General features: G+C 70.9%; 21 protein-coding genes. 13 read left to right on the top strand and 8 right to left on the bottom strand.

What is annotated here, in order from left to right; all coding sequences use genetic code 11:
- On the top strand, window positions 1–255 hold a 255-nt coding region (locus tag D476_RS0104875; protein WP_017622852.1), incomplete at its 5' end, for a PP2C family protein-serine/threonine phosphatase.
- A gap of 410 nt (window positions 256–665) precedes the next feature.
- Here D476_RS0104875 and D476_RS0104885 read toward each other — a convergent pair.
- The 3 genes from D476_RS0104885 to D476_RS0104900 form a co-directional block, all read right to left on the bottom strand.
- Window positions 666–1343 (bottom strand): copper resistance CopC family protein, encoded by a 678-nt coding sequence (locus D476_RS0104885; RefSeq protein WP_017622854.1) that lies wholly within the window; start codon window positions 1341–1343, stop codon window positions 666–668.
- A 37-nt stretch (window positions 1344–1380) separates the two neighbouring features.
- Window positions 1381–1980 (bottom strand): hypothetical protein, encoded by a 600-nt coding sequence (locus tag D476_RS0104890; RefSeq protein WP_017622855.1) that lies wholly within the window; start codon window positions 1978–1980, stop codon window positions 1381–1383.
- Between the two features lie 427 nt (window positions 1981–2407).
- Entirely contained in the window at window positions 2408–2674 is a 267-nt protein-coding gene (locus D476_RS0104900) for a WhiB family transcriptional regulator (RefSeq protein ID WP_017622857.1), read from the bottom strand.
- A 667-nt stretch (window positions 2675–3341) separates the two neighbouring features.
- On the opposite strand from D476_RS0104900, the gene ectA reads away from it, so the two are divergent.
- From ectA to D476_RS37245, 9 genes are all read left to right on the top strand, one after another.
- Window positions 3342–3929: a diaminobutyrate acetyltransferase gene (gene ectA / locus D476_RS0104905; protein WP_017622858.1), complete on the top strand. Its 588-nt coding sequence runs from the start codon at window positions 3342–3344 to the stop codon at window positions 3927–3929.
- A gap of 133 nt (window positions 3930–4062) precedes the next feature.
- Entirely contained in the window at window positions 4063–5328 is a 1266-nt protein-coding gene (gene ectB, locus D476_RS0104910) for a diaminobutyrate--2-oxoglutarate transaminase (protein WP_017622859.1), read from the top strand.
- A 102-nt stretch (window positions 5329–5430) separates the two neighbouring features.
- Entirely contained in the window at window positions 5431–5832 is a 402-nt protein-coding gene (locus D476_RS0104915) for an ectoine synthase (RefSeq protein ID WP_017622860.1), read from the top strand.
- Window positions 5833–6006: 174 nt separating this feature from the next.
- On the top strand, window positions 6007–6903 hold the full coding sequence (gene thpD, locus D476_RS0104920) for an ectoine hydroxylase (protein WP_017622861.1): 897 nt from the start codon (window positions 6007–6009) through the stop codon (window positions 6901–6903).
- A 326-nt stretch (window positions 6904–7229) separates the two neighbouring features.
- On the top strand, window positions 7230–8156 hold the full coding sequence (ehuB, locus tag D476_RS0104925) for an ectoine/hydroxyectoine ABC transporter substrate-binding protein EhuB (RefSeq protein WP_017622862.1): 927 nt from the start codon (window positions 7230–7232) through the stop codon (window positions 8154–8156).
- Between the two features lie 21 nt (window positions 8157–8177).
- Window positions 8178–8903 (top strand): amino acid ABC transporter permease, encoded by a 726-nt coding sequence (locus tag D476_RS0104930; protein WP_017622863.1) that lies wholly within the window; start codon window positions 8178–8180, stop codon window positions 8901–8903.
- Window positions 8903–9544 carry an ectoine/hydroxyectoine ABC transporter permease subunit EhuD gene (ehuD, locus tag D476_RS0104935; RefSeq protein ID WP_017622864.1) on the top strand — a complete coding sequence of 214 codons (642 nt, stop codon included), beginning with the start codon at window positions 8903–8905 and terminating at the stop codon, window positions 9542–9544. The genes D476_RS0104930 and ehuD overlap by 1 nt, the downstream gene beginning before the upstream one ends.
- Window positions 9545–9566: 22 nt before the next feature.
- Window positions 9567–10352, top strand: a complete 786-nt coding sequence (gene ehuA, locus D476_RS0104940) for an ectoine/hydroxyectoine ABC transporter ATP-binding protein EhuA (protein WP_017622865.1) — start codon at window positions 9567–9569, stop codon at window positions 10350–10352.
- 623 nt (window positions 10353–10975) lie between these two features.
- Window positions 10976–11473, top strand: a complete 498-nt coding sequence (locus D476_RS37245; RefSeq protein WP_152529218.1) for a hypothetical protein — start codon at window positions 10976–10978, stop codon at window positions 11471–11473.
- Window positions 11474–11866: 393 nt separating this feature from the next.
- Here the strand turns inward: D476_RS37245 and D476_RS0104945 are convergent, their stop codons facing one another.
- The gene (locus D476_RS0104945) at window positions 11867–12133 is read right to left on the bottom strand and encodes a hypothetical protein (protein WP_017622866.1); all 267 of its coding nucleotides are present in this window, start codon (window positions 12131–12133) and stop codon (window positions 11867–11869) included.
- A 60-nt stretch (window positions 12134–12193) separates the two neighbouring features.
- Window positions 12194–13111, bottom strand: coding sequence for an SPFH domain-containing protein (locus D476_RS0104950; protein WP_017622867.1), 918 nt, complete (start codon window positions 13109–13111; stop codon window positions 12194–12196).
- A gap of 131 nt (window positions 13112–13242) precedes the next feature.
- On the opposite strand from D476_RS0104950, the gene D476_RS0104955 reads away from it, so the two are divergent.
- Window positions 13243–13788: a PH domain-containing protein gene (locus tag D476_RS0104955; protein ID WP_017622868.1), complete on the top strand. Its 546-nt coding sequence runs from the start codon at window positions 13243–13245 to the stop codon at window positions 13786–13788.
- A gap of 68 nt (window positions 13789–13856) precedes the next feature.
- A complete protein-coding gene (locus tag D476_RS0104960) occupies window positions 13857–15491 on the top strand; it encodes a PH domain-containing protein (RefSeq protein ID WP_017622869.1) in 1635 nt (544 codons plus the stop codon).
- Window positions 15492–15560: 69 nt separating this feature from the next.
- On the opposite strand, the gene D476_RS0104965 is transcribed toward D476_RS0104960, so the two are convergent.
- Both D476_RS0104965 and D476_RS0104970 read right to left on the bottom strand, forming a co-directional pair.
- A complete protein-coding gene (locus tag D476_RS0104965) occupies window positions 15561–16484 on the bottom strand; it encodes an alpha/beta fold hydrolase (protein WP_017622870.1) in 924 nt (307 codons plus the stop codon).
- Window positions 16485–16706: 222 nt separating this feature from the next.
- A complete protein-coding gene (locus tag D476_RS0104970; RefSeq protein WP_026123250.1) occupies window positions 16707–17282 on the bottom strand; it encodes a TetR/AcrR family transcriptional regulator in 576 nt (191 codons plus the stop codon).
- Window positions 17283–17415: 133 nt separating this feature from the next.
- Between D476_RS0104970 and D476_RS0104975 the strand changes: the two genes are divergently transcribed.
- Window positions 17416–17874, top strand: a complete 459-nt coding sequence (locus D476_RS0104975) for a flavodoxin family protein (protein WP_026123251.1) — start codon at window positions 17416–17418, stop codon at window positions 17872–17874.
- A gap of 41 nt (window positions 17875–17915) precedes the next feature.
- Here the strand turns inward: D476_RS0104975 and D476_RS0104980 are convergent, their stop codons facing one another.
- Complete coding sequence (locus tag D476_RS0104980) at window positions 17916–18734, bottom strand: UTRA domain-containing protein (RefSeq protein ID WP_017622873.1); 819 nt, start codon at window positions 18732–18734, stop codon at window positions 17916–17918.
- Window positions 18735–18906: the final 172 nt, after the last annotated feature.

The raw sequence follows: 18906 nt of genomic DNA on the forward strand, positions 1-18906 counted from the left end.
AACTTCATCACCCAGTCGCTCGGGGGCAGCGGCAGCACGGCGATGGTGCCCCACGTCGGCCGCGACGCCGAGCCCGACCCGAGCGCCTGGCTGATGTGCAGCGACGGCCTGAGCGACCTGGTCCCCCAGGAGGAGATGGAGCGCATCATCGCCGAGGCGGCGGACGACGAGGGCGCGGTGTACGCCCTGTGGCGCGCCGCGATGGACGCTTCGGGCCGGGACAACATCAGCATCCTGCTGGCCCGCCGCATGTGATTCGCGGTCGGCGTCCCGTGCGGCGTCGTCGGGCGGTGCGCGTGTGCGTGGTCGCCGTGATGGGCGGCGGCGGGGTGAGCGGGGCGGTTCCCGGGCCCTGCCTGCCGGGCGGCGGGCCGCTCTCGGTCCGGGAGGGCGGCGCGGCCCCGGGGTTCGCGCTCTTTGACACCCGGGGCGGCCCCTTGGCCCGCACCGAGAACCCCGGCATGGCCGTGACCTGGGAGAAAGCTCCGCGTTACGTGCGGGCGGGGCCGGGAATCGCGCCCAACGACGTTCCCGGCGGCCCGCCGTCCGGCCGGGGCCGGTGAGCGGGGGGCTGCTGTGCCGGTTTCCGAGCCGCTTCACCGACATGCGTGTGGGCCCCGCCCAGGCGGGGCCCACGCCGGTCATCTCTTCCGTCTCCTCCTCGGTCAGTCCTTGTCGCCGGGGCGGTTGCGCATGCGGAGGATCAGGATCACCACCAGCGCCAGCAGCGCGATGCCGATGATCGCCCCGCCCACCGGGCCGAACATCGACACCGGGTCCGTCGACGGCGGCGCCTCTTCGGCGGGGGACTCGTCTCCTGCCGCCGCGTCATCGCCGGACCCTTCGGCACCGGCGGCCGCTCCCTCCGCGTCGTCGCCCGACGCCTCCGCCCCCTCCTGCTGGTCGGCCACGGCCTCCTCGGAGAGGGAGAAGTCGATGGTGTCCTCGATGACGTGCCCGTCCGAGGAGACCATCCGGTAGGCGACCGTGTAGTCGCCCGCCTCGGTCAGCGGCTCCACGCCGATCTCGGCGTCGGGCCCGTCGATGGTGATGTCGCCCGACGCGTGGTCGGACCCGTCCGGCCCGTTGACCGCGATCGCGTTGCCGCCGTCGCCGATGTCGGCGCTGAAGGTCAGCTCGATGGTCTCCGGGGCGGTGTCGAGCTCGTCCCCGTTCTTCGGGGTGGAGGACAGGAGGACGTCGTGCGCGCTCGCCGCCGGGGCGGTGGCCAGCCCCAGAGCGGTGGCGGCGGCGAGCGCCCCCGTGAAGGCCCCGGTGAGCGCTGCGGCGCGGCGCGTCCGGCCGCTGCCGGGGGTGGTGGTCCTGCTGAACAGAGTGGTCATGATCGTCGGCCCTTTCGGCCCGGTCGTGGTCGGGGACTCATCGATACACGGTCGCAGGCGGGGGGCCGCGCGGGCGTGCACCGGTCGGCGGGGCGTGGCGGGCCGCCCGGACGGGCAGCCGGGGCACGCCGACGGCCACGGCCCCCGCAGCGGGGACGGCGGCCGGGCCGACGAACCGGGGCAGCGCCTCCGACAGCACCCCCACGAGCGCCCACAGCGCGTCCTCACCCCACGCCAGCAGGGCGGCGCCGACGAGGGCCGCGACCAGGTGCCCGGCAAGCATGTCGGGGGAGTACCCGAGAAGGCGGGGGCCGGTGAGCCAGTGGGCGTCGGCGAGCGGCGTATGGGCGAGTGGGGCGTGGCCGTGGGACACCGTGTGCGCGGTGTGCGCGGTGTGCGGAGCGCCGCCCACGGCCTCTGCGGCGAGGAGGACCAGGTGTACGGGCGCCTGCGCCCCGGCCGTCACGGTGAGGATCGCCCCGAACCCCCGCCGCACGCGCGTGAAGCGGGCCAATGGCCCCCACAGCACTGCCGCCGCCACGACGACGGCCCAGACGGGGGCGGGAGCCCCGCCCCATGCGGCGTGGCCGAACCATGCCACGGCGGTGCACCCGGCCGCCAGCAGGCCCGTGCGCAATGCGTGGAGCAGACCGTGGGCGGCGGCCCCCTGGAGGCCGCCATGGGGGCGCGTACCGCCGGGGCGCGCGGGCCGTGCGGCGCCGCGGCTCCGGGGGCGTGTACCGCCGAGGTCCGGGCGCCGTGTGAGGTCGTGCGCGAGACCGCGCGTGTGGCCGGGCCCCGCGAGTAGTGGCACGCCGCCACCCTCCTGCCGCCCGCTGCCGCGATCCCGCGTTCGCGGCCCGCCACGGCCCACGAGCCGCGCGCGGCGGGCTCCGTTCCTCGGGCGGCGCGCGCCGTCGTCCCCGGAGGCCCACACGCCGCCGCTGACGGTCCGTACGCCGTTGCTCGCGGTCTGCACGGTCATCGAACCTAACCGAGGCCTCTCACGCGCGAAAGCGGCGGGCACCCGGCCTCCACACCGGGCACCCGCCGCCGCGCGTCCCCTAACTCGCCACCGGCAGGAGGTCGCGGCGCATGTAGCGGCGCTCTTCAGGAGTGGTGCCGCCCCACACGCCGTCGGCCTCCCCGGCCCTCAGCGCCCACCGCAGGCATTCTTGGCGAACAGGGCAGCTGCGGCAGACGGCCTTGGCCAGGCTCGTGGTCTGGCTCCCGGGGCCGGCGGTGCTGACCGGGAAGAAGAGCTCAGGGTCGTACTGCCGGCAGGCGCCGTGCCGGACCCAGTCTTCGCTCTCGTGGTACAGGCGATTCACCGGGTGCCTCCGTTCCCGTTCTCGATCCGCGACGCCGGTCGGCGACGGAGCTGGGGTGCGCGGGGCAGACGTCGCCACCGCACGTAGTACTACGTTGAGTCGTACTACGCGCAGTCTGCTAAATATCGGCGCCGTGTTCAAGCCCGGGGCCGGGGTGCCCTTCGGAGGGCGTGTGCAGGGGCGGACCTGCGAAGCTTCTCGCCTCCACCTCCCTGACCTGGGCAGATGGGGATCTGTGACGGATCTTTGCCGTTGCCGGGAACAGGCGCCCCGGTCTGTCGCGGGCTTTCACCCGGATTCGTGTGACTTAGCCCACCCTTAAGATTCGCTGCGGGTGGCGTATGTTTACCCGGTGAGAGCGGGGGGCGGTCGCCGCCCCGGGCCGCTCGGACGCCGCCCGCCCCTCGTCGCGGACGGGCCGAAACCCCAGGTGAGTCGGGAGCGTTTCGCCCCCAGGGGGCCCAGATGCGGCCCCCGGCCGATGTCGACGCATCGTGACAGCGGGTGCTAAATAGACAAGCCCTACCCGCTGAAACCTGGTCGAAACATTTCCGGCGAATCGCCGAAAAACGCTGCTCAGGAACGTTCGCTAAGTTTTTTCGACGTGCCACATCAACGCAGCGACGACGCAGAGACCGCCCGGACCGGAGCGGGGGATCACCCCTCCGTGACCGACACGGCCGTCCCCGCCCGCCCGGACGGCGAAGGACGCCCGGACGGGGGGCGGCCGGACGACGGCCTGCGCCTGTCGGCCCCCGGGCCCGAGGACGGCCCGCGGCTGTGGCGCCTGGCCCGCGACTGCGGCCTGGACCTCAACTCGCCCTACGCCTACACCCTCTGGTGCCGCGACTTCGCGCGCACCTCGGTGATCGCCCGTGAGGCCGACGGAACGCCCGTCGGATTCGTCACCGGATTCATGCGCCCCGACGAGCCGGGTACGTACTTCCTGTGGCAGGTGGGCGTGGACCCCCGGATGCGCGGCCGCCGCCTCGCCCGCCGGATGCTCGACCACCTCGCGGAGCGCTTCGGCGACCTTGGGGCGAGCTACCTGGAGGCGACGGTGACGCCGGACAACGGGGCCTCCCGCGCCCTGTTCGGCTCGTTCGCCCGTGCGAGGGGCACCGAGCCGGTCTGGAGTCCGCTGTTCGCCGCCGAGCACTTTCCGGAGGACGGCGAGCCGGGGGCCGGGGACGGGCACGAGCCCGAGGACCTGGTCCGGATCGGCCCGCTGGGCCGTCCGCCCGCCGCCCGCTGAACGGCGGACCGCCCGCCGTACGGCGCCGAGCAGGAGGCGCGACCGAACGATGCGACCCGATGACGTCCTGAAAACCCCCGATCAGTCGAGCCGAGAGCCCACGAACCTGGGGAAAGGAACCAAGGAACTCACGATGGAGATCTTCGACCGCCTCGAGTCCGAAGTCCGCAGCTACTGCCGTGGCTGGCCGGTCGTCTTCAACGAGGCGCGGGGCAGCTACGTCTACGACGAATCGGGGCGCCCCTACCTCGACTTCTTCGCCGGGGCGGGTTCCCTGAACTACGGGCACAACCACCCCGAACTCAAATCCGTCCTCCTCGACTACCTGATCGGCGACTCGATCGTCCACAGCCTCGACGCCTACAGCGCGGCCAAACGCGACTTCCTGCAGGCCGTCGGGGACGTGCTGCTGGAGCCGCGCGGCCTGGACTACAAGGTCCAGTTCCCCGGCCCGGCGGGCAACAACGCCGTCGAGGCGGCCCTCAAACTCGCCCGCAAGTACACCGGGCGCGAGACGATCATCAGCTTCACCAACGGCTTCCACGGGATGACGCTGGGCGCGCTCGCGGTCACCGGCAACTCGATGAAGCGCGGCGGCGCCGGCGTCCCGCTGGGCCACGCCGCCACCATGCCGTTCGACAACTACATGGACGGCCAGACCCCGGACTTCCTGTGGCTGCGCAGCCTGCTGGAGGACAGCGGCAGCGGCCTGGACAAGCCGGCGGCCGTCATCGTGGAGACCGTGCAGGGCGAGGGCGGCATCAACGCCGCCAGCGCCGGGTGGCTGCGCGGCCTTGAGGAGGTCTGCCGGGAGTACGGCATGCTCCTCATCGTGGACGACATCCAGATGGGATGCGGCCGCACCGGCCCCTTCTTCAGCTTCGAGGAGGCCGGGATCACCCCGGACATCGTCACCCTGTCCAAGTCGATCAGCGGCTACGGCCTGCCGCTGGCCCTCACCCTGTTCAAGCGCGAGCTGGACGTGTGGGAGCCGGGCGAGCACAACGGCACCTTCCGCGGACCGAACCCGGCCTTCGCCACCGGCGCCGCGGCGCTGCGCACCTTCTGGGCCGACAAGGACCTGGAGCGCTCGACGCTGGACAAGGGCGCGCTGATCGAGCGCCGCCTGGGCGAGATCGCCGGGGAGTTCGCCGAGGCCGGTGCGCACGTGCGCGGCCGCGGCATGGCCCGCGGGCTGGGCTTCGAGCAGGAGGGCGCGGCCCAGGCGGTCGCCGCCGAGGCCTTCAAGCGGGGCCTGCTCCTGGAGACCTCCGGCCCCGAGGACGAGGTCGCCAAGCTGCTGCCGCCGCTCACCACCACTGTGGAGGACCTGGAGCGCGGGCTGGACATCATCGAGGAATCGGCGCGTTCCGCCGTAAGGGTTGCCCAGCCCGCCTAGTCCCCTGATAAACCGGGTTGCATCATCCGGAACGGTCCGCGGGGCCCGGAAGCGGGTCCCGCGGACCGGTGCAGCGTCAAGAACAGTAAGGGAGCAGCCACAGTGAAGGTGCGCAGCCTCAAGGACGTCGACGGCACCGACGCGGACGTCCAGACCGAGACGTGGCGGAGCCGCCGCATCGTCCTGGCCAAGGACGGCGTGGGCTTCTCGTTCCACGAGACCGTGCTGTACGCGGGCACCGAGACCAGCATGTGGTACGCCAACCACATCGAGCTCGTGCACTGCATCGAGGGCGAGGCCGAGGTCACCAACGACGAGACCGGCGAGACCCACCTCATCACCCCCGGCACGCTCTACCTCCTCGACGGCCACGAGAAGCACACGGTGCGCCCGAAGACCGACTTCCGCGTGCTGTGCGTCTTCAACCCCCCGGTGACCGGCCGCGAGGTGCACGACGAGAACGGCGTGTACCCGCTGATCACCGAGGAGCCGGCCGAGGCCTGAGCCCGGCTGCCCCCTGTGGGCGGGGCCGCCCCGCGCGGCCCCGCCCCGCCGCACTCCCCGCTCCGGCCCCCTGGGGCCGGGGCGGGGGCCATCGGAAGAGACCGGAACGCAAGAGAGCGACACCGATAGAGGAAGAGGGAGAACACCCCACGGGGTAGCGCCATGACTGCTTTGATGGACATCCAGCAGAAGACCATGGACGAGTACCCGACCCGCAAGGACAGCACCCCCGCACTGCTGTACCGCCGGCACCCCGTCGTCTGGGGCTCCGGCGAAGGCGGCCCCTACACGGCCGACGAGATCGCCTCCTACGCGTCCACGGGCTACGTGCAGACCGAGGCGCTGCTGAGCGCCGACGAGGTCGAGGCCTACAGCTCCGAGCTCCGGCGGCTCAGTGAGGACCCGGACCTGAGGAGGGACGAGCGTGTCGTCGTGGAGCGCTCCTCCGACGAGGTCCGCTCCGTGTTCGAGGTCCACAAGGTCAGCGAGGTCTTCGCCGACCTGGTGCGCGACCCGCGCGTGGTGGACCGCGCCCGCCAGGTCCTCGGCGGCGACGTTTACGTGCACCAGAGCCGCGTCAACTACAAGCCGGGCTTCGGCGGCGGCGACTTCTGGTGGCACTCGGACTTCGAGACCTGGCACGCCGAGGACGGCATGCCCGCCCCGCGAGCGGCGAGCATCTCCATCGCACTGACCGACAACCACGCGCACAACGGCGCCCTGATGGTCATGCCGGGCTCGCACAAGACGTTCGTGTCCTGCGTCGGCGAGACGCCCGAGGACCACCACCGCTCCTCGCTCAAGAGCCAGGAGGTCGGCGTCCCGGACAAGCACAGCCTGGCCGTGCTGGCCGACATGTACGGCATCGACGTGCTCACCGGGCCCGCCGGCGGCGCCACGCTCTTCGACTCCAACGTCATGCACGGCTCGGGCGGCAACATCACGCCCTTCCCGCGCTCGAACATCTTCATCGTGTTCTGCAGCGTGGACAACGCCTGCGTCGAGCCGTTCGCCGCGCCGAAGCCGCGGCCGGAATTCCTCGGTGCCCGGGACTTCACTCCGGTGAAATAAATGCGCCCCCTGTGAACAGCGTGTTTCGCAGGGTCACCGTATTGCGCTACCTGATCGTTACGGGGCCGGATTCGGCCATGCCCGGCGATAACCAGTGCATAACGCCGCATTCCCGTCCCGTTAGGGCGCACTCAAGACTGGGGACGTGAGTCCGCAGCGCACTGCATGGGCCCCCCGGGCCTGGCCGCGTCGTGCGACGGGCGGGCTCCCGTGCCCCATGTGCACGAATTCCCCAGTTCACCGCACGGCGCCCCGACCCGCGCCTCACCTCGGCGCGGGGCGGGGCGCCGTTCGTGTTCCCCCGACCCCCGAGCAAGGAGATGGCAATGTTCGACCAGGAATCCCGCAGAGGTGCCGCCCGCGGCGCGAACGGGCGTCGCAACCGGCTCCGTGCGGGCGCGATCGGGGCGGCGGCCGTCGTCGCGACGACGGCGCTGACCGCGTGCTCCCGTGCCGATGAGGGCCCGGCGACGCTGGAGGAGATGCAGGAGCGCGGGTACATCACCGCCGCCATCAACAACGAGCCGCCCTTCGGCTACATCGACGAGGACGGCACGGTCACCGGCGCCGCCCCCGAGCTGCTCAAGGCGATGGCCGCGGAGCTGGGCGTGGATGAGGTGCGCGCCGAGTCGGTCGACTGGGACGCGCTCATCCCCGGCCTGAAGTCCGGCCGCTTCGACGTGGTGGCCGCCGGGATGTACATCACCCCGGAGCGCTGCAACGAGGTCGCCTTCATGGAGCCGGACTACCGGGTCCAGGAGGCCTTCATGGTGCCCAAGGGCAACCCGGAGGAGCTGGTGAGCTACGAGAGCGTCGCCGAGAACGAGGACGCCACCATCGCGGTGCTCAACGCCTCGGTCGAGCAGGGCTACGCCGAGGCGGCGGGGGTCCCGGAGGGCCAGATGGAGACGGTCGGCGGCGCCGCCGACGCCATCGAGCTGCTGCAGAACGACCGTGTGGACGCGGTCGCGCTGAGCACCTTCTCGCTCAACTACCAGCTCGAAGAGCGCGACCTGGGCGAGGACTTCGAGGTCACCGACGGCTTCATCCCGGTCGACGAGAACGGCGAGGAGGTCAGCCCGGCCGGCGGGTTCGCCTTCGCCAAGGACAACACCGAGGTGCGCGACGAGTTCAACGGGGTCCTGTCCCAGTTCAAGGAGGACGGCACGCTCCGGGAGACCGTCGAGCCGTTCGGCTTCGACGAGACCTCGGACCCGGGCGACCTCACCACCGAGCAGCTGTGCGCCGAATAGCGTCGGGGTGACACCACCACAGTGGATTTCGTAATCAATTCGCTCCCCCTGTACTGGGAGGGAGCGCTCCTCACCATTCGCCTGACCGTCTTCGGGGCGGCACTGGCGTTCGTCCTCGCGGTCGTCGTCGGCACGCTGGGCACCATGCGGAACAAGGCCGCACGGGCCGTGGCCATGGTCTACACCGAGGTCTTCCGCGGCGTCGCGGCGCTGGTCCTGCTCTTCTGGTTCGGCAACTCCCTCCAGGAGATCACGGGCTTCCGGCTGGAGACCGAGTTCGCCGCGATCCTGGCACTCGGGCTGAACGTCGGCGCCTACGGAGCCGAAGTGGTCCGCTCCTCGATCAACGCGGTGCCCCGGGCCCAGACCGAGGCCTCCATCGCTCTGAACATGACCTGGTGGCGGCGGACCCGGCTGGTCGTCTTCCCGCAGGCGTGGGCGCAGATGCTGCCGACCTTCGGCAACCTGGTCATCGAACTGATGAAGGCGACCGCGATCGTCTCCCTCATCGGCCTGACGGACCTGACGAAGGTGGCCGACGACTTCCGTGCCTCCGCGGTTGCGGACACGTTCACCGTCTACTCCGTGGCCCTGGTCGGCTACTTCCTCTTCGCACAGGTGCTCATCGTGCTCGTGCGGCTGCTGGAGCGGCGGGCCAACCGGAAGCTCGGGCGGCCCACCGACGACAGCCTGCTGGGCCTGCTGCGGCCGCCGTCCATCGGAACGACGACGGGGGGTGCCCGCTGATGGTGTGGGACATGGAGTTCACCCGCCTGCTCCTGCCGGCCCTGCTGACGGGGCTGTGGGTCACCGTGCAGGCCACCGTGCTGGGCTACGCCCTGGCACTGGTCCTGGGACTGGTGCTGGCCATCGTCCGCCGGGCCCCCGTGGTCGGCGCGATCGTCTTCGTGATCACCGAGTTCATCCGCACCACGCCGGTGCTGGTGCAGCTCGTGTTCATCTTCTCGCTCAGCGCGCTTTCCGATGTGTCGCCGTTGACCATCGGGATCGTCGTGCTGGGCGTGCACTATTCGACCTACACGGCCGAGGTGTACCGGTCCGGCATCGAGGGGGTGGCCAAGGGCCAGTGGGAGGCCTGCCGCGCGCTGAGCCTGCCCCCGCACCGGGTGTGGGGCGCGGTGGTACTGCCGCAGGCGATCCGCAAAGTGATCCCCGCCCTGGGGAACTACCTGATCGCCCTGTTCAAGGACACGCCCCTGCTGTTCGCCATCAGCGTTCCGGAGATGCTCTCGGTCGCTAAGGGCATGGGGGGTGACCACTTCCGCTACTTCGAGGCCTTCACCCTGGTCGGTGCCGCGTTCCTGTTGGTGGCCGTGCCGTCCGCGGTGGTGATCCGCCGCTTGGAGCGCCGATATGCAGCCGTCTGACCAGAGGGGAGAGGCCCCTGCCATGGAGCCTGGGAACGAGCCGCTGATCAAGTTCGACAAGGTCGTCAAGAAGTTCGGCGACAACGTCGTGCTGGACGGGCTGGACCTGGACGTCAACGCCGGTGAGCGCGTGACGCTGATCGGGCCGAGCGGTTCGGGCAAGACGACCATCCTGCGGCTGCTGATGACGCTCGAACACGTCAACGGCGGCACGATCTGGGTGGGCGGCAAGCCGTTCAGCCACATGTACCGGGGCGACCAGCTCGTCCCGGCGAACGAGAAGTACCTGCGGGAGCACCGGAAGACCATCGGGATGGTCTTCCAGCAGTTCAACCTGTTCCCGAACATGACCGTCCGCAAGAACGTCACCGAGGGGCCGGTGCACAGCCTGGGGGTCCCCAAGGAGGAGGCCTCCGAGCGGGCGGTCGAGCTGCTGGAGATGGTGGGGCTCGCCGACAAGATCGACGCGCACCCCACCCAGCTCTCCGGCGGGCAGCAGCAGCGCGTGGCGATCGCCCGCGCGCTGGCCATGCGCCCGGAGATCCTGCTGCTGGACGAGGTCACCTCGGCCCTGGACCCCGAGCTGGTCGCGGGTGTGCTGGACGTGCTGCGCGAGATCGCCCGGGGGACCGACATCACGATGCTGTGCGTGACCCACGAGATGGGCTTCGCCCGCGACGTGTCGGACCGGGTCTTCATGTTCGACGCGGGCCGCATCGCCGAGTCGGGCCCGCCCGAGCAGATCTTCGGCGACCCCCGCGAGGACCGGACGAAGAGCTTCCTGAAGGCGGTCCTGGAACACGAGTGAGTAGAAAGGATCCGGTGGGGCGGGCGGTAATTTCAGTTCGCCCCACCGGAAATCTGTCCTAGCCCTCAAGGGCTTGACGGGAAAAGGAGATGTTGCCAATCCCTTTTCTGAATAATTTCGTAAGGTTTAAAATGTGGTGGCGGCTCGATGGTGGCCTGCCCCGCAAGAACTGTTGGGCGCCCGCAGGCTAATCCGGAGGCGCCTTTTTCTGTCCTCCCGCGCCTGTGTCCGCCTCCTAGCGTCGAATAAGTGTGTGCTGGCATACGTTGTCGTGTTGCCACGGCCCTGAGTGATGACTCTGTCGTGTCCCTCCGCGATAAGAGCCGCGTCATTGTATTAACCGTCGGCCCGCTGGACCCATGGCTGTAGTGCTGGCCTGAGTTGTGGGTACCCTGTAGAGGCCGTCGCCGCGCTCGCCTGATTAGGGGCCGGAACCGGTCACTGTATATCGGACTGAGCTGGAAAAGCATCCTGGTCGCCAAGGGTGGGCGACGGGCGTGCGTGCTTGAGAAGGTCTCCTGGGCCTCCCGATAGGCGGTCGTGGCGGTGTACAGTCCAGGTGCAATTTGCCTAGAGGTATGCGCTAGAGCCAGGTCGGACCCCGGCATCCTTCCTTTCTGTGGATGATGGACGGGGTGATGTGGTTCTGGTGTGAACTTGTTAAGGACTGCTCTATGAAGCTTTTGAAGATGATCGTGACTGTAGTCGCTTCGAGTGCTTTGGTGGTGGGGCTGGCGCCGAGCGCGTCGGCTGACCCTCTCTATACCGATTATGCGGACAAGACGAGCGCTTCACCGAAAATTAACTCGTGGTGTGCCGCCGTCTACGACGGTAGAGAGCGTGCCGGAGTTGGTTGTTTCCGAGATTATGGTGACCGGGTTTATGTGAAGGATACGCGGGCTGACGGTGCTCACATCGAAGTCCGAGGTACGGTGCACGACAACGGGCGCAAGGGGTTTCGCTGCATCGGTACCGGGAAGGCTGGAGGGGGATGGCGCGTCTGCGACGAATGGGCCAGCAAGATGCCGGAGGACCGGGTCTTCAACTTCTATGTGCAGCTTTATGATGGCAACAAGCTGGTCGCAACAAGTGGAATTAAAATGTTGCCGATCGGTGGGTAGTCGTGATCTGGGTATCGGTTCTGGGGCGCTGACCGCCATGAGTGTCACGCCTTGCTGTTACGCAAGTTCGATGATGCTCTCGTAAATTAAGGTAATTGTAGGAAATGCCATTCATGGCATGCCGGTCGGCAGCTGCCCGTGATGGTTGGTTTGCGTTGCCGGGTGTTCCAGGCCCCTGGCGCTAGGCGAGACGGCGGCCCTAGCGCCACGATTTGCGGTAAGAGTGCTGGATGCACTCGCCGCGTCGCCGGGTCGGGCCCGCCTGATCAGGTCTTCGGCAACCTTCGCGAGGGCTGCCGAAGAGCGTCCTCAAGGCGATCTTGGAGCACGACTGACGGGAGACGCTCCTGGACGAGAGCGGCGCGGCCCACCGGGCCGCGCCGCTTTTGCCGGTCATTCCTCGTCGTCTCCGGGCGGGTCCGCCGTCTCCGCCGTCTCGTTTGTGTCCTGGTCGCCGGGCGCGGGGCGCCTCTTGGGCGGGCGGCCCCTTCTCGGGAGGGAGCCTGCGCTCTTGGGCATGCGGCCGCTGTCGGCCAGGGCCTTCCGGAGGACGAACTCGATCTGGGCGTTGGTGCTGCGGAGCTCATCGCCCGCCCACCGCGCCAGTGCGTCGTGCACGGCGGGGTCCAGGCGCAGGAGGACCTTCTTGCGCTCGGCCAAGGTGATCGTGCCGTTCCCTAACGTCCCTGCGGGCCGTGGGCCCCGGCGGGGCCCATAGCCCTACTGGTAGAGCGAGCCCGTGTTGACGACCGGGCTGGTCGGGCGGTCGGCGCAGAGCACCACGAGCAGGTTGCTCACCATGGCAGCCTTGCGCTCCTCGTCCAGCTCGACCACGTCCTCGTCGGCGAGCCGCTGCAGGGCCATGTCCACCATGCCCACGGCGTTGTCGACGATCAGCCGCCGGGCGGCCACGATCGCCCCGGCCTGCTGGCGCTGCAGCATCGCCTGGGCGATCTCCTGGGCGTAGGCCAGGTGGGTGAAGCGCGACTCCACGATCCGCACCCCGGCGGCGCTGACCCGCTCCGACAGCTCCTTGGAGAGCTGCTCGGTGATCACCTCGGCGTTGTCCCGCAGCGACAGCACCTCCGCCTGGTGGGAGTCGTAGGGGTACCGGTTGGCGATGTGCCGCACCCCCGCCTCGGTCTGCGTCGAGACGAACTCGGTGAAGTCGTCCACCTCGAACACGGCGCGCGCGGTGTCCTCCACCTGCCACACCACCACCGCGGCGATGTCGATCGGGTTGCCCTCGGCGTCGTTCACCTTCATCACCGAGGTCTCGTGGTTGCGGATGCGCGTGGACACCGCGCGGCGTGTGGTCAGGGGGTTCACCCAGCGCAGCCCGTCCCGGCGCACGGTCCCGGTGTAGCGGCCCAGGAACAGCAGCACCCGCGCCTCGTTCGGGGCGACGACGGTCAGGCCGAAACCGGCCACGACGCCGGCCGCCGCCAGCACCGCCCCGGCGGCGACCGCGCCCCCGGAGCCGTCGCCGATCCCGGCCAGGGCCAGCAGGACGCCGCCCGCCAGCGCGGCCAGCGCGACCAGGGCCGCAGGGATGCCGGGCAGGGTGAACGCGGCCCGCTCGCGGAAGACGGGCTCGGGCAGGTCGACCCCTGGCGCAGGGGTGGCGGTGTCGGTCATCGGCGCTCCTTCCGACTCCAGATTACGTGATTGCCATAGACTATCATTGTGATATCACTTTATTGACGGCTCCGGTCACGGCCGCCGCACCGGCGCCGCGCAGGACGAGGCCGCCACGTCGGGAGGTCGGCATGAGCACGCAAGGGATCACGCACACCGGGGGCGCCCGCACGGCCGTGCGGCTGCGCCCGCCCAGGAACCGCGTCGCGGGGCGCGCCATCGCGCTGTGGACGCTGCGCGCCCTCCTCCTCTGGGGTCCGGCGGCCGGCGTGGCCGCCGCCATGGCGGCAGCCTCCGGCATCACCGGCCTCGTCCCGTGGGCGACCGGCCCGCTCTGGGCGCTGACCGCGGCCGTCGGCGCCCTGGGGCTGCTGGTGGTGCTGGCCATGCCCCAGTGGCGGTACCGCGTGCACCGCTGGGAGGTCACCGGGGAGGCCGTCTATACCTCGTTCGGATGGCTCTGGCAGGAGTGGCGCGTCGCACCGATGGCGCGCATCCAGACGGTGGACACCGAGCGCGGGCCACTGCAGCGCGCGCTGGGGCTGTCCACGCTGACCGTGACCACGGCCTCGGCGGCGGGCCCGCTGCGCGTCGACGGGCTGGAGGCGGACCTGGCCTCCGATCTGGCGCAGCAGCTCACCGAGGTGACGCAGGCGGTCCCCGGGGACGGGACGTGAGCGGCGTAGCGGCCGACGGCCGCGGACACGGCGGAGGCGCCAGGGGCGCGAGGAGGGACGCGGGAGCGATGGACGGAAACGCGGAGACCGGAACGCCTCAGGGGGAGCGGTCCCGGGCGGGCGGACGGGAGCCTCTGGAAGCGGTGGCGGCCCCGGGAGTGCCGGTGCAGGGGTGGAGACTGCTGAGCCCGCTCACGGTGTGGGCGGACGCGGTCGTGGTCGGCCTGGTGATCCCGGGGCCCGCCCTCATCGCCGCCGTGATCCTGGCGGTGGCGGGTGCCCCGGCGGTGTGGCCGCTGCTCATCCTCCTCGGCGCGGCGGTGCTGGCCGCCGCCGTCATCGGTGCGGACGTGCTGCGCTACCGCCGCACCCGCTACCGCGTGACCGACGCGCGGTTCGAAGCGGTGTCCGGGGTGGTCGCCCGCAGCCACAAGTCCCTGCCCCGGGAGCGGATCCGCAGCGTCGACGTGGCGGTCCCGCTGTGGGCGCGGGCCTTCGGGCTGTGCCGTGTGGAGGTCGGTACGGGCGAGAGCACCGGAGCAGGCGGGGCGCTGTCCCTGTCGCTGATCCCGTCGGCCGAGGGCGAGCGGCTGCGCCGCGTGCTCCTGGAGCGCGGCGCGGCGGGCGGTGCGGGCGCCGACGGGGCGGCCGAGCTGGCCCGGATGGCGCCGCGCTGGTTCGGCTACGGGGCGCTCGCATGGACCCCGGCCGCCGTGGGCTACGGCGGGCTGGCGGCGGTACTCGGCTCCTTCACCGAGCTGATCCTCCGGGTGGCGCTGCCGTGGTTCCTCGGACGCACCGAGTCGGCGCCGGTCATGACGATCGTGCTGTGGGCGGCCGGGGTGGTGCTCACCCTGGTGGTGGTGGCCACGGCCGTGGCGCTGGCCGTGCACGTCGAGTCGTGGTGGGACTTCCTGCTCACCCGCGAGAGCGACGGGACCCTGCGGGTGCGGCGGGGGCTGTTCACCCGGACCTCGGTCTCCATCGAGGAGCGCCGCATGCGCGGTGTGGAGCTGGTGGAGCGGCTTCCGCTGCGCTGGCTGGGCGTTGCATCGGCCGCCGCCGTCGCCTCCGGCCTCGCCCAGGCCCAGGAAGGCCAGGGCGCGAAGGGGGGCGTGGTGCCCAAGCGCGCGCTGACCCCGGAGATGCCGCGTGCCCGCGCACGGCGCGCCGCGGAGCAGGCGATCCGTGCCCAGGACGGGATCGCCTTCGAGGACCTGAGGCCCCACCCGCGGGCGGCCTTGAGGCGCCGGATCGTGCGCGCGCTGGCCGTGGCGGCCGTGTTCGCGGCCGTGGTCGCGGCGACCGTCTGGGCGCTCGGGGCCCTCACGCCCCTGGAGGTGCCCGGGGAGGCGCCGACCGTGGCCGCCGTCGGGACGGGCGTCGCGGTGCTGGTCCTCGGGGTGCCCTACGCGGTCGGCAGCTACCGGGGGCTGGGGCACGGGATCGACGGCCGGTTCCTGCTCCTGCGCACGGGGATGGCGGCGCGTTCCACGGTGGCCCTCAAGCGCGACTCGGTCATCGGGTGGACGGTCAGGCGGTCGCCGTTCCAGCGGTGGGCGGGGCTGGCCACCCTGGGCGCGACGGTCGCGGCCGGGGGCGGGATCCACCGCGCCCCGGACGTGGACCTCGGGGAGGGCCTGGCCTTCGCCGACGAGGCGGTGCCGGAGCTACTGGCCCCCTTCCTGGCCTCCGGCCGCTGATCCGGGAGGACGGACCGGATCACGGGGCCGGGGGGCGCCCCGGGGACCGCGGTCCCCGGGGCGCCGGTCTCACCGCAGGAAGCGCAGCATCCTGTCGGTGACGAATCCGGGCTGCTCCTCGGGGAGGTAGTGCCCGCTGTCCGGGACCTCGGCCACGGTGAGGTCCGCGGCCCGCCCGGCGAGGCCGCCGCGGATCAGCGCCAGGTTGCCCGGGCAGGCCAGGCCGAGCACGGGCCGGGAGAGCGGCGGGTACCCCGCAAGGTCGGCGATGTCCTGGACGAACGCCTGGTACCAGGCGTTCCCGGCGCGGACGGCGCCGGGGGCGGCGAGGGCGCGGGCGTAGACCTCGCGGGCGGTGTCGTCGATCGCGGCCTGGTCGCGCAGCATGTACCCGCACAGCCAGTCGATGAGCACCCGCTCCCGGCCTTCGAGCAGGGCCTCGGGGAGCCCTTTCACCTGGTTGAAGGCGAACCACCACAGGTAGGCGGTTCCGGCCCCCTGTTCGGCTCCGGTGATGTTGGCGTCCTGGCCGCCCTGGGGGAGCAGGGGCAGGGACAGCAGGCCGTCGTCGGGGTGCGGCACGTCCAGGACCACGAGCCGCCGGACGGTGTCGGGGTACAGCGAGGCCATGGCCTCGGCCACCATTCCGCCGATGTCGTGCCCGGCGACATCGGCCCGCTCGTACCCGAGGTGCCGGATCAGCGCGTGCACGTCGGCGGCCATGGTCCTCTTGTCATAGCCGCCCGCGGGCTTGGCGGAGCCGCCCTGGCCGCGGATGTCCACGGCGATCACGCGGTGCTCGGCGGCCAGGGCGGGCATGATCTTGCGGAACTGCCACCAGGTCTGCGGCCAGCCGCCGAGCAGGACCAGGGGGGTGCCCGGGCCGCCGCCGGCGACGTAGTGCAGGCGGACGCCGTTCACGTCGGCGCGGGCGCTGGAGAAGCCGCCGTCGAGGGAGGCGGCGAGCTCGGCGTCGGTGAGGGGCGGGGTCATGTCCGGCGCTCCTTTATTGGAATGATCGTTTCAGAATTCGGGCGTGGGTGGGTGGACGGCCGACCGGTGCGTCGGTCCCGCCGGTGAACTCCTCGGCGCCTGCGGGTGCGGCGGGCGCGGTGGTGCATCTCCTTCTCGTTGAAAGAACGTACATTTCAAAATGAGTCCGATGGGGTGCCACGCGAACGGAAGGGCCTGCCCGGACCCGCCGTCGCAGAGGGTTCAGAGCACGCCGACCGCCACGTCGACGACGTGCTCCATGGTCGCGCGATCGGCTTGGGAGCGGCCCAGCAGGCGGAGGGCGCCGATCTGGGCATGGACGAAGTCGGCGAGCGCCTCGGGGTCCTTGTCGGCGGCGATCTCGCCGTCGGCCTGTGCCGTGCGCAGCGCGCGGACGAGGGCGTCCACCACCTCCGCGCGGCCGCGCCGCACGACGGAGGCCACGTCCGGGTCGGACGGGGCGCGTTCGATCTGCGCGTTGACCACGAAACAGCCCAGGCCGGGCTGGGAGACCTCCTCCTCGACGACGCTGTCGAGCAGCCGCCGGACGCGCTCGCGGACCGGCCCCCGGGCCTCGACGAGGTCGCGCAGTCCGGCCGTGCCCGCGTCGGCGTAGCGCTCCAGGGAGCGCATGTAGAGGCCGTGCTTGCTCTCGAAGGTGCCGTAGAGGCTGCTGCGGCCGATTCCAGTGGCCTCGCACAGGTCCTGTGCCGACGTGGCCGCGTACCCCTGCTTCCAGAAGGTGTGCATGGCCGAGTCCAGGACCCGGTCCGGGTCGAACCCCTTGCTCCGTGCCATGTCCGGCACGCTAGCACATTCGGGAATGATCGTTCTAGAATCAATGCAGCGACCGCGGGTGCTCCGAGCGTGGCGGCTGTGGGTGCCCCCGGGCGTGGCGGCCGCCGGTGACCCCGTGTGCCACGCTATGGGCATGGCTCGCCTGCTGATCGTCCACCACACGCCCTCGCCCGGGATGCAGGAACTCTTCGAGGCCGTGCGCTCGGGGGCCGAGAACGATGAGATCGAAGGTGTCGAGGTGGCCGCGCGCGCGGCACTGGCGTCGACCGCCTCGGACGTGCTGGCCGCCGATGCGGTCCTGCTCGGGACCCCGGCGAACATCGGCTACATGTCCGGTGCCCTCAAGCACTTCTTCGACGGTGCCTATTACCCCTGCCTGAACGACACCGCCGGGCTCGCCTACGGGTTGTACGTGCACGGCAACAACGACACGGCCGGGGCGGTGCGCGCGGTCGAACAGGTCACCAAGGGGATGGGTTGGGAACGGGCCCGCCCCCCGGTGGAGGTCATCGGCGAGGTCGACCGCGATGCCCGAGACGCGTGCTGGGAACTGGGCGCGTTCATGGCCCTGGCGGCCCTCGGCGAGACCTGACGGGGAACGGCCCCGCCGAGAGGGGCCGTTCGCATCTTGGTTCAGAACTGGTCTGATCCCGCCACTTGCCCGATCGGGAACGTGTGGCGGGTTGCGGCGCAGATCGTCTCCAACGCGTGGATCGGTACGTCGTCGGTGCTGACGCTCACGCGCAGCACCTGCACCACCCATTCACCGGCCACGTCGAGAAGGTCGGCCTCATACGGTGTCGGCGGCCGCGCGGTCAACGTCTCCGTCGCGTGACTGAAGGTGTGGCCGAGGTCCTCGATCGCGTCTTGCAGCGTCGGCAGGACGAACCCCTCGCCGTCAAGGCGGGTACCTTCGCCGACGTCGACCCGGAAGAAGCTGGTGGCGATCCGCACCGGGACACCGTTCGCCCAGAACATCTTCCGCCGAGCGATCACCGCGTCGCCCGGTTCGACACGGAGCGCCGCGGCCACGTGCTCCGAAGCCGGCTCCTGACCGACGAACAACATCTTCCGCTCGGGAGTGAGGCCTTGCCGGTCGGCCTCGGTGAGGTACAGCGACTTGGAGCCGCGGACCGTCGGAGGGGTGGGGAGGGCGCGCTCGACGAGCACGCGCGGGCGCGGCTCGACCGGTCCCGTAGGTGCCTGATGCTCGGCGCCGCCGCCTGCGCCCGCCTTCTTCATCTGGCTCACACGACCGGGTGTGACGCCGAGGTGTCGGGCGATCTCCTCCTGCCGCATGCCGCCTTCCTGGGCCTCGACGATGGCGCCTCGGCGGATGCGCGATAGCTCGACACTCTGGCCCTGGAGGGAGGCCATGGCTGCTGAGGCGGCGCGGGCGCGCTCTACCGGGTCGGCTATGGCGGCAATGTCGTGAAGTGTCCGTGCGTCCATTGAGTCCTCTTGTCGCGGCATCTCGGCCCGAACTTTAGCCCCTCTATTGCGCTAAGCGCCATGTGTGGCTACCTTCACATCAGGCGACCTTTAGCCCCTATAAACAAGGGGGAGGGTGCTGGGCAGTGAGTGGCGGTCACGCCTCCAGTCTGCCGTAGCCCTCGCAATGGCC

Origin of the sequence: Nocardiopsis chromatogenes YIM 90109 (assembly GCF_000341185.1) — a bacterium.
Taxonomy (GTDB): domain Bacteria; phylum Actinomycetota; class Actinomycetes; order Streptosporangiales; family Streptosporangiaceae; genus Nocardiopsis_A; species Nocardiopsis_A chromatogenes.